This is a genomic window from Paracoccus yibinensis (assembly GCF_030846195.1).
Taxonomy (GTDB): Bacteria; Pseudomonadota; Alphaproteobacteria; order Rhodobacterales; family Rhodobacteraceae; genus Paracoccus; species Paracoccus yibinensis.
On sequence record NZ_JAVCWH010000037.1, the window covers coordinates 1 to 10,277 of the forward strand.

11 protein-coding genes are annotated in these 10,277 nt (G+C 58.6%); 6 read left to right on the plus strand and 5 right to left on the minus strand.

Annotated elements, in window-relative coordinates:
• The first annotated feature begins 138 nt into the window (after nt 1-138).
• The 6 genes from mobQ to RAH32_RS20770 all read left to right on the plus strand — a co-directional run bounded on the left by mobQ (nt 139) and on the right by RAH32_RS20770 (nt 6,413).
• Complete coding sequence (gene mobQ, locus RAH32_RS20745; RefSeq protein ID WP_306610305.1) at nt 139-1,389, plus strand: MobQ family relaxase; 1,251 nt, start codon at nt 139-141, stop codon at nt 1,387-1,389.
• A gap of 239 nt (nt 1,390-1,628) precedes the next feature.
• On the plus strand, nt 1,629-3,062 hold the full coding sequence (locus tag RAH32_RS20750) for a mannose-1-phosphate guanylyltransferase/mannose-6-phosphate isomerase (protein WP_306610306.1): 1,434 nt from the start codon (nt 1,629-1,631) through the stop codon (nt 3,060-3,062).
• A gap of 471 nt (nt 3,063-3,533) precedes the next feature.
• Nucleotides 3,534-4,586: a glycosyltransferase gene (locus tag RAH32_RS20755; RefSeq protein ID WP_306610307.1), complete on the plus strand. Its 1,053-nt coding sequence runs from the start codon at nt 3,534-3,536 to the stop codon at nt 4,584-4,586.
• 666 nt (nt 4,587-5,252) lie between these two features.
• A complete protein-coding gene (locus RAH32_RS20760) occupies nt 5,253-5,507 on the plus strand; it encodes a type II toxin-antitoxin system HicA family toxin (RefSeq protein ID WP_306610308.1) in 255 nt (84 codons plus the stop codon).
• On the plus strand, nt 5,504-5,836 hold the full coding sequence (locus RAH32_RS20765; protein WP_306610309.1) for a type II toxin-antitoxin system HicB family antitoxin: 333 nt from the start codon (nt 5,504-5,506) through the stop codon (nt 5,834-5,836). Before RAH32_RS20760 ends, RAH32_RS20765 begins: the two co-directional genes overlap by 4 nt.
• A gap of 112 nt (nt 5,837-5,948) precedes the next feature.
• Nucleotides 5,949-6,413 (plus strand): helix-turn-helix domain-containing protein, encoded by a 465-nt coding sequence (locus tag RAH32_RS20770; protein ID WP_306610310.1) that lies wholly within the window; start codon nt 5,949-5,951, stop codon nt 6,411-6,413.
• Here the strand turns inward: RAH32_RS20770 and RAH32_RS20775 are convergent.
• The 5 genes from RAH32_RS20775 to RAH32_RS20795 form a co-directional block, all read right to left on the minus strand.
• Nucleotides 6,410-6,919 carry a helix-turn-helix domain-containing protein gene (locus tag RAH32_RS20775; RefSeq protein ID WP_306610311.1) on the minus strand — a complete coding sequence of 170 codons (510 nt, stop codon included), beginning with the start codon at nt 6,917-6,919 and terminating at the stop codon, nt 6,410-6,412. The two genes, RAH32_RS20770 and RAH32_RS20775, sit on opposite strands and share 4 nt — an antisense overlap.
• A 626-nt stretch (nt 6,920-7,545) precedes the next feature.
• The gene (locus RAH32_RS20780) at nt 7,546-8,142 is read right to left on the minus strand and encodes an acyltransferase (protein ID WP_306610312.1); all 597 of its coding nucleotides are present in this window, start codon (nt 8,140-8,142) and stop codon (nt 7,546-7,548) included.
• Nucleotides 8,143-8,344: 202 nt separating this feature from the next.
• On the minus strand, nt 8,345-9,055 hold the full coding sequence (locus RAH32_RS20785; protein ID WP_306610313.1) for a thermonuclease family protein: 711 nt from the start codon (nt 9,053-9,055) through the stop codon (nt 8,345-8,347).
• Nucleotides 9,056-9,270: 215 nt separating this feature from the next.
• On the minus strand, nt 9,271-9,828 hold the full coding sequence (locus RAH32_RS20790; protein WP_306610314.1) for a hypothetical protein: 558 nt from the start codon (nt 9,826-9,828) through the stop codon (nt 9,271-9,273).
• Nucleotides 9,825-10,091, minus strand: coding sequence for a hypothetical protein (locus RAH32_RS20795; RefSeq protein ID WP_306610315.1), 267 nt, complete (start codon nt 10,089-10,091; stop codon nt 9,825-9,827). Before RAH32_RS20795 ends, RAH32_RS20790 begins: the two co-directional genes overlap by 4 nt.
• Between the last annotated feature and the right edge of the window lie 186 nt (nt 10,092-10,277).

Here is a 10,277-nt window from a genome sequence, read left to right on the forward strand (position 1 = left end):
TCTAACAGTTGCCAGACTGATCTCAGAGTGGTTACGGTGCAAGTCACGAAGTGCCCACTTATACAAACGCTGCGCGTTTGTGTGGGCAAAGGGGATGCTGCACTCCCCTTTGAACCCCTTGCTTGAGCACGACACGGAATGGCGATCTATCACCTGCGGGCCACAATGATTTCCCGCTCGGCCGGGCGCAGCGCCACGGCGGCGGCGGCCTATCGCAGTGCCGAGCGCATCCACGATCATCGTACCGGGCTGTCGTTCGACTACCGTGCGCGCGGCGGCGTCGAGCATGTCGAGATCCTCGCTCCGGAGCGATCGCCAGACTGGGTCCAGGATCGCGCTGCGCTGTGGAACGCGGTCGAGGCGGCCGAGACGCGCAAGAACAGCCAGGTGGCGCGCGAGATCCGGGTGGCGCTGCCGGCCGAGCTGGACCGCGAGCAGCGCATCGAGTTGGTCCGCGACTTCTGCCAGCGGTCCTTTGTGGACCGCGGCATGGTCGCGGACATTGCCCTGCATGCGCCTGGCCGTGAAGGCGACGAGCGCAACCACCATGCCCATATCCTGCTGACCACCCGCGAGATCGGCCCCGAGGGCTTTTCCACCAAGAACCGCGACTGGAACGCCAAAGAGCTGCTGGAGGACTGGCGGGAGGCCTGGGCGCGGGACAGCAACCATGCCCTGGAACGTTGCGGCCACGAGGCGCGGATCGATCACCGGACGCTGGAGGCGCAACGTGAGGAAGCCTTGGAACGCTCAGTCTTGGCGCGGGAGCGGGGCGATGAGGTTGAGGCCTTGCGTGAGACGGTGCGGGCGGTGCAGCTGGACCGGGCGCCCTTGCCGCAGCTGTCCCCCGGCGCCTGGCAACTGAAGGAGCGCGGCATCGAGGTCGCGGCGGTGCAGCTGTGGCGCGAGGTCAAGGCGCAGGCTCTTGAGGTGGCGCGGGTGGCGGAACGGTTGTCGGGCCAAGTGCGGGAGTGGCTGGGGCGGACGGTGGAGCGCCTGGCACCCGGGCACGAACTGGCGCATGCCGGAGGAGGGCAGCGCCGAGAGCAGCAGCGGGAGCTTTCCAGCCGAGATTCAGACCAGAACGCCGCCCAGGACCTGGCGGCGCGACTGCGGGCCGCCCGTGAGGCCCGGCAGGAGCGCAGCGAACCGGAACTTGGCCACCAAAGCCGGGCACCAGAGAGTGCCAGGAGCCTGGCCGAGCGGTTGCGGGAGGCGGCGCGGAGCATCGACTCGGTTGCGGCGGCCGAGCGCGCAGCCAGCTTGCAGCAGGAGCGCCTAGCCGAGGAGAGGCAGCGGGTGCAGGAGGCCGAGCGCGTCAGAGAGCAGGAGCGGGTCCGCGAACGGGAGCGGAGAGAGCACGACTGGGGATGGGATCATGAGCTGTGATTACAGAGCAACATGTGCAGTCTGGGGGCTCTGTTGATGGCGTGGATGCCCCCTCCTGACGGCATCAACAAAGCCAAGCCAAACCATACAAGGATAGGTGGCCCTGCAGCCGACTTGCCTTCGTGATCGCATCTATGAGGTATTACGTATTTTCCGTACTTTACGGAAACGCGGTCTTTTCGGTGACAATATGTCGGTTTATCCGCTGCCACAGACTATAGGCCGCAAGGGACCGCGTCATGACCAAGATCACCCCCGTTTTGATGGCAGGCGGATCGGGAACCCGGCTGTGGCCCGTGTCCCGCAAGAGCTTTCCCAAGCAGTTCGCGCCGCTGGTGGGCGACCAGACGCTGTTCCAGGCATCCGCCCGCAGGCTGGCGGGGCCGGATTTCGCCGATCCGGTGGTGATGACCAATGCCGATTTCCGCTTCATCGTGGCCGAGCAGCTGGAGCAGGTGGGCATCGCCCCCGGTGCCATCGTGATCGAGCCCTCGGGCCGCAACACCGCCCCCGCGATCCTGGTCGCTGCGCTGATGGTTGCTGCCAAGGACCCCGAGGGGCTGCTGCTGGTCGCTCCTTCGGACCATGTCATTCCCGACGAGGCGGCCTTCGCCCGCGCCGTGCGGCAGGGAACGGGACCGGCAATGGAAGGCCAGATCGTCACCTTCGGCATCACCCCCGACCGCCCCGAGACCGGCTATGGCTATCTGGAACTGGCGGGGCAGGGCGGCGGCCCGCAGCCCCTTGCGCGCTTTGTCGAAAAGCCCGACGCGGCCACGGCGGCGCAGATGCTGGCGGGGGGCAACTTCCTGTGGAACGCGGGCATCTTCCTGTTCAAGGCCGCGATGATGATCGACGCCTTCCGCGCCCATGCCCCCGAATACCTGTCGCCCGTTCTGGCGGCCCTGGACGAGGCCAAGAACGACATCGGCTTCCTGCGCCTGGCCAAGGGTCCGTGGGACAGCCTGCCCGACCAGTCCATCGATTATGCCGTGATGGAAAAGGCCGGCAACCTGACCGTTGTGCGCTTTTCCGAACGCTGGTCGGACCTGGGCGGCTGGGATGCCGTCTGGCGCGAGGCCCTGTTGGAAGCGCCTTCGGACAACGGCGTGGTCGCGGACGGCAACTCGACCGCCATCGACTGCCATGACGTGCTGCTGCGGTCGGACAGCGACGACCTGCAGGTGGTGGGGATCGGGCTGACCGACGTGATGGTGGTGGCGACGGCGGACGCGGTGCTGGTGGCGGATAAGAGCCGCGCCCAGGACGTGCGCCATGCGGTTACCGCGCTGAAAACCAGGGGCTGCAAGCAGGCCACGGCTTTTCCGCGCGACCACCGTCCCTGGGGCTGGTTCGAGACGCTCGCGCTCGCCGACCGCTTCCAGGTCAAGCGCATCGTGGTGAAGCCTGGCGCGGCCCTGTCGCTGCAAAGCCATGTCCACCGATCCGAACACTGGATCGTGGTCAGCGGCACCGCGCGCGTCACCGTGGACGACAAGGTGACGCTGGTGACGGAAAACCAGTCGATCTATGTGCCTCTGGGCGCCGTCCACCGAATGGAGAATCCCGGCAAGGTGCCCATGGTCCTGATCGAGGTGCAGACCGGCAGCTATCTGGGCGAGGACGACATCATCCGCTACGAGGATGTCTATGCGCGGAGCAGCGCGGACTGAACACCTTCTGTATTTCGTCTTTACTATTCTGACCCCCTCACGGACTTAGCCAAGGTTTCATCATTGCCAATAGGTTATGTGAGTCGCGCCAACCATGATTATTAGTTCGGCTGAAAGATACAGTTGCTAATGAGGTACCATAAATTTCCTAACCAAATCATCATCTACATCTGCAAACGATAAGCCCTGCGCAGCCAAGTGCACGCAGCAGATCGTGCCGCTCGCAAGGTGCCTACGGGAACAGTAGGAAATACATCCCTTGGCTCCCTCCGAATTGCTTCAGAAGCTTCGTGCGAAGGCATGAGCGTAGCCAGAAAAAGGACAAGGATGATTATGCTAAAGGCATACTGGAATTGGCGGATGCAAAGAAAAATATAATGCAGCAGAAGCTGTTCTAATAGCCACTTTCCCAAAGATCAATCTCTCACAACAGAGACTCTATCTAGTACCAATCGTTGAGGCTTAGCCAATATGCCGAGATATTTTTTCGTTTTGCCCGATGTAACGAAACCTGTGGGTGGCGTTAACGTAGCTTTACGCTTCGTGGATACCCTATGTGAAGCAGGCTATGAGGCTGCAGCACTCTATAGCCAACCAGGTTTCCGGTATCATTTCTTCGATACATCCTGCCAAGCATATTTCTACCCGCCTCTTGCTGAGGTTCCTCGCCAGTTTATGGGAAGGAAAAAAAGAATACTGGAAAGCTTGGCGCGCCTAACCCGCCCTCGCAAAGGGAGCGCCAACCATCTTTTGAACCTGCGACCTGACGATGTTTTTGTTATTCCTGAATTCTTATATCCAGAATATAGCGCAATTTTCCCTAATAATCCCCGCATATTGCTGGCTCAGGATGTGTTTGGTTTTTGTAGAGCTTATAAACGCGACCTTGGGAATGCTGAGCCTTGTATCGATAAGTTCGAAATAATCATCACTACCTCTGAAGCATCACGCGCCGCAGTGGAGCAGTTCTCAAATTCCGATAGTTATGTAGTGCCACAAGCCGTTAGTCGCCCAAGCCTAGCCTATACGTCACAGAAAAAACTGCAGATCGCCTATATGCCACGTAAGCGGGCTGACGAAGTCAGTATTGTCGTGGATTGCCTTAAAAAATCACCAGCCCTCAACAGCTGGAATTTTGTAAAGATAGATGGCGCCAGTCCTGAGAAATTAGATTCCATACTGCGCGAGAGCCTGATCTTCTTGTCTTTCTCCTATCGTGAAGGTTTTGGACTGCCGCCAGCAGAAGCAATGGCATCTGGCTGTATTGTGGTAGGCTACTCAGGAGTTGGAGGGGAAGAGTTCTTCCAGCCAGAATTTGGGTTGCCAATACCGGATAGCGATGTAGTTCGTTTTGTTGCCACTGTGGAAGCTGCTGCCGACGAATATAGCCAAAACCCTACGCGCCTAGATTATATGCGTAAGAGTGCCTCTCAATATATCCATGCTCAATACTCACTGGATAGCATGCGTGAGAAACTTCTCACGCTATGGAAGGATATAGATGAAAAAATCTTACTTGGATAGGTCATTGAAAACGATGAAAGCGCAATCTTGCGTTCTTTGAGTTATAAAACCAGTACAAGAGTTCAAATACATATTCCCTCCGCCGCTGAGGAACAGAAACGGGTGCAGGGGCCGAACGCATCAAGGAGCAGGAACGGGTCCGAGAACGCGAGGAGTGGCATTGTGACAAGGAGCCAATTACGCTGTGACCCGCTGCGGCGATCATGCTAGGGCGGGATGCAGTGCAGCCAGATGACGCCCTCGCATGGGGATGCCGCAGCTTTGCCGTGCCTTCACCCCGACAACCTGCCTGTCCCCTTCCCTTCCCGATCCTGGCCCATAAGACCCATACCGGGCCGAAGCCGCGCCTGAAGGTTGAGCAGCAGGGTCGGTCAGCTGCCACTCACCCCCGCTGCACATATCAGTTTTTGCCCGGCCCCTTCCCTTCCCCCTGTACCCCCTTCAACCCCTGGCTGCTGTCTCAGCCGTAACAGGTTTTATGGGCCAGCAGGGAGGGGTGGAGGAAGTCAGCCGGGGGTTGTGGGAGTCAGGGGGCGTGGGCGGGTTCGGCAGACGGGCGCCGATGTTTGCGGGCATTCCGCATGGTCTACCCTTGAGAACATCCCCCTTTCCCCAAACCCCTCTCTAATGCTTGCGTTTTCTGCTAGCTGATCTTATTTTTTCCCGATGAACAGCAAGCACCGTAAGACCCTGGCTACCGTTTTCGCCGATCCGGTGTCCGGCACCATCGAATGGGCGGCAATCGAAGGCCTGCTGCTGGCCGCAGGTGCGCGGCTGATCGAAGGGCGGGGATCGCGGGTGCGGTTCGAGAAGGAGGGCGAGGTGGCGACGTTTCATCGTCCGCACCCCGCCAAGGAAGCCAAGCGATACCAGGTGCGCGATGCCCGCGACTTCCTGGACCGGATCGGGGTAAAACCATGACCAATGCTATGACCTACAAGGGCTATGCGGCTCGGATCGAATACAACGATGAAGACGGGATCTTCGTGGGCCGGATCGCCGGTATCCGCGACGGGGTGGGTTTTCATGCCGACACCGTGGATGGGCTGCGTGAAGCCTTCCATGAAGCGGTCGAGGACTACATCGACACCTGCGCCAGGATCGGCAAGGAACCCCAGAAGACCTATTCGGGGCAAGTGATGTTCCGGGTCAGTCCCGAGGTTCACCGCAAGGCCGCCCTGGCCGCCGAACTGTCGGGCAAAAGCCTGAACCAATGGGCCGAGGAGGTGCTGGGCCGGGCGGCTGGGTAGCCGCGTGAAAGGTCATCAAGCGCACTCTTGGTAAGATCCTTAAAGCCAAAGGTGGAAATGGCTTGCCACCCATGACAAGCTTGCGGACAGTGGCTTTACAGGGAGTATTGCCATGCCGTTAATAAGCATTTCCAGGGCTGCCAAGCTTTATGATGTGTCACGTCCTACCCTGCAAAAGGCTCTTAAGGATGGTGTGATATCTGGGCAAAAAGTGAAGGCAGGAGGGTCGGAAAGCTGGCAAATTGATACCGCAGAGCTTGCCCGTCTTTACCAGCTTAGGGGTGGAAACCCTGGCAACGAGATTGACAGGATCGGACAGTCGCTTGACGTGGAAAAACAAAGCTATTCTGGCGATTTGTCAGGAGAACTTGTCAAAGAGGTGGAAACCCTGAAAGCGGCTCTTGCCCAGATAAAAGAGGACCTGGATCAGGAACGAGAGGGCAGGGTGCGTGCAGAAGCTGTCCGAGATGAACGAGGACGGATCATTGACGAGATGATGAAGGCCCTGCCACGCCCTACAGAGCAGGTGGCAGAGCCTGGAAAACGGGGCTTCTGGGCGCGTTTTCTGGGGCGTTAGTCTTCGCGGCGAGTGGCCGGGAGGTCCGGCTCCATACCATGAAAGAAAGGCTGTGACACAGGTGGCAGACCGTCACCAGATGGAAGCTGATGCTCTCCAGGATACAATTCTGGTAGGCGATGTAGTGGGGCCTGATCCTCAATCGTGCCAGGCTCCTGCTCTTTTTCCGTTGCATAGACCATGGCGTCAAAAACGCTGTATCGGATCCCATCCCTTGAACCCTGCCAAGCAACGCGGGAGTTGACGATATAACCTTGAACACCACTCTTTGCCCCACCGAGGCTTACTGTCTGGATCCAGTTGTGATCCCGTAGCATGGCGATGGCGCGGCGCACGGTGCGAGGATCAACCTGCAATTCATCTGCAAGGGCTCCTTGGGAGATCACTACAGCATTCCGCTCACCCATGCGGGCAATAAGAATATGCAGCACGCGAGAGGCAGCAGTTGCCCCTTTTAATCCAAGGAACTGTGCCCAAGCTTCATGTGCCGACCTGTCCGTTTGCACCCATGTTCCATGAGTTCGAGGGAGGGCAGGCGCGATTGAAGGTAAAGACATAGCACTTCCTTGGGGGCGGCATGTCCGAACTTCAGCAATCTATGTCCGATGTAAAGCATTTTGTGCCCTAAGGCAGGTCAAAGCGTGACCATTTTCGAATCAGATAGGACACAGCGTGTCCTATGGTAGGACAAATCTAGGCTTATCCACAGGGTTATCATATTGAAATCATTGAGTCTGATTTTCTGTCCTTCTTATGATCTATACGCGGAGGTTCCGGCGCGGCGGTGGTCGCCGTGAGTGGCCGCCCCACGAGCAGGCGAACGGCGGGCAGCGCCGCGCCGGAACCGACACAAAGGTATGTCCGGAGGACGCATTTTTGCGCCTGTTCCGCTTTGCTGTGCTGTCAGCAGCTGAGAACAATCAATTCCTGAGTTGCTGTCTGTCGCCTTGCTGGCGAAATCCAGGAGATGCGCAGCCTGTCGGCAACCGAGTATCGGAACTCCGGATCAACTATGGACCAGGCTATCGAGCACCCCAATTCGGGCGTGGGGCTGTCTCCAAGGGCGCTCTGGAACTCGCAGTCTGATAAGACAAAGACGCCCTTGCAAAGCTGCAGGGGCGTCTCATTTCATTCATCCGAAAAAGTGCTTGATCCTTTGCCGCTTGAGTTCCGGCTCAAGCGCCGGATCAAACCCGCCGTCCCTTCGCTCGATGATGTCGCGCCAAGGATAGGTGGCCGTCCGCTGCTCCATCAGTGCAACATGATCGTCCAGGCTACGGATGAACCGTAAGGGATTTCCAGCCACAACTGAGTTGGGTTCCACGCTTTTGCTAATCACTGAACCAGCTCCAACCAGCACGCGAGGCCCAATCGTCACTCCGGGCAGAATAGTGCAGCCGCGCCCGATGAAGACATCGTCCTTGATGATGACGGGACCGACTGAGTCCAGTTTCTTGCCATAGGCGCGGTTGAGCATATTGATGCTGCCATCATGGCCCGAGATCCAAGCCCCTGCAATACGGACATTGTTGCCAATGGACGTGTAGCCGGGATCCGTGAAGACCGTCTCGGGGGCGATGAAGCAATTTTCACCGAAGCTGTAAAAGCCACCATGACGCTTCAGAAATTCCGTCCAGTCCGAGGTCGTGGGTCTCCCCAGCTTCTTCCATAGACGAACATATCGCCCCTTCTGCAAGGCATAGTGCTTTAGAAATGATTTAATTTTCATACTGTTTACCAAATCTTGCTTTTCAAAGCGTTCCTACTAACCGCATACCCCAGCCCAGCAGGCTGCAAGGAAAAGGGCAGTGAACAGAAGGTGCATCTAGGAGGAGTTTTGGGAGTAAGTTGATAAGTTTATTGGATCGCGATCACCGCCAGCTTGCGGCTGCCACGTTAAAATACTTCTAACGCCCGATGATTTTGATCCTCTAGCAGATGCTCTCGCAGGGAATACCATCGTTGTCGCGATCAAGGCGGCCGCCCCAGGAGCAGTTTTCCAGATACCAGAGCGCTTCCTGGCAGCTCCCGATCGCCGAACAGGTCCGTCGAGGACTGCAAGAATAGGATCGCTGAACAAGGTTGCGCAGGATCTCCGGAGTTTCGGTGAAGGCTTCCGAACTGCGTGAGCCTTTCCGCCAATCCCAAGGCATGTCGAACTTCGTCCGCCACATGCCCTTTCGCGCTTCGCGTGCCTGGACTTCATCATCAACGTAGTCGGCGGAATACTGACGATAGGCGACCGCCAAGCCTTCACTGACCATCCATTTGTTGAGGTCTTCACGGTTGCTGAAGCATCTTGCAACGACGCGCCCATAGCGGTCCATGTCGAGTTGCTCACAAAGAACCGGGGTCCGGCCGATCTTGTCGGCAAGAGCCAAAGCCGCCGCCTGCCCGCACCGCCAAGCCGACCCGTCGCGTTCCATGCAGACCTGTCCGCTTTCTGCGGCATCAATGCCGTGCAAGCGAATGCGTGACCCGTGAACCTCAATGGTATCGCCATCAATGACGGATGCCACGCCTTGGATGACATTGCCTTCAGCTTCAACGGCGGCAGTCGGCATGTGAGTGGCCAGCAGCAAAGCAACGGCAACAGCAAAGGACTTCATAAAACCTCTCATGGCTGTAATGTTTTCAAACATATATCCGGAATATTCGGGAGAAAACACTTCTTGGCCAATCGTGCTTAAGAATAGCACTTGCGCAATGCTGCTGGGCTTCGGCCAGGAGAAAGGGATTTTCGAGCCGAGCGGTCCGAACTCGCAAACCACAACACAAAGGCCGCTCGGCTGATGGGGTGGTTATGCTGGACGCTGACGTTTCCGGCAACTTGTCCAAGTAGACAACCGCAAGTTGATCACTTCGGTTCAGGCAGCTTGTCGATCCAGACCCCGCAGAACCTGTAGCCTTCGGTGTTGGTCGCGATCCTGCCGCCCGCTTGCTCGCAAAAGATGCGTGGGTACTTCCCGAACTCGCGGGCATCCCCACGCCCGGTGATCCAGAAGGCTGCCAGAACGCCCAGGAGCGCCCCTGTGAGGACGGCAGAGGCCAACCACACCCAGAACCCGCCAAACCACCTCCAGGCCTCTCTACGCGCCTCTCCGGCGGCCTTGCGGAGGTCTCCTGCAGCCTTGATGCTTTCGAGATGCGCCTCGCGGATGGCCTCCTTGGCGCCCTCCGAGGCCGCATAGACGGTGTGCTGGCGCAGATCGAGGGCGGCGGTGGCCAGGCTCTGCTCAATGCGGCTCTGGACGGCCGGGCCGACCTTGGCCATGCGGTCGAGGCCTTGGGCCACCACGGCATTGAGCTTTTCGGCTTCCTTCCGGTCCAGGCTGGTGCGCTGCAGCTGGTCGATCTGGCGACGGATCAGGGTAATCTCGTCGGCCAGGATCTCGAAGGGATCCTTGACGCTCACGGCTCACCCGCCCCGGCGCTTTGCGCCTTGGCATCAAGCTCGGCCAGCAATCCCACGAGCTCCTTCTGATCGACCTCGCGGGTGACGGTCTTGCGCAGGGTGGCCGCCATCCAGCGGGCGATCTTCGGATCCCTCAAGGCTTCCGTCGTGACCACCGCCCCAACGATGATCTTGCGGCGGGTCTCGGAGGCCTTGGCCCTGGTCCTGAGGCGGGCCAGCCGGGCCTGGGCTTCGGCAATCTGCTGATCAATGGTTCGCGCCATTCTGCAATCCCTCGTTCATCTAACAGTTGCCAGACTGATCTCAGAGTGGTTACGGTGCAAGTCACGAAGTGCCCACTTATACAAACGCTGCGCGTTTGTGTGGGCAAAGGGGATGCTGCACGCCCCTTTGAACCCCTTGCTTGAGCACGACACGGAATGGCGATCTATCACCTGCGGGCCACAATG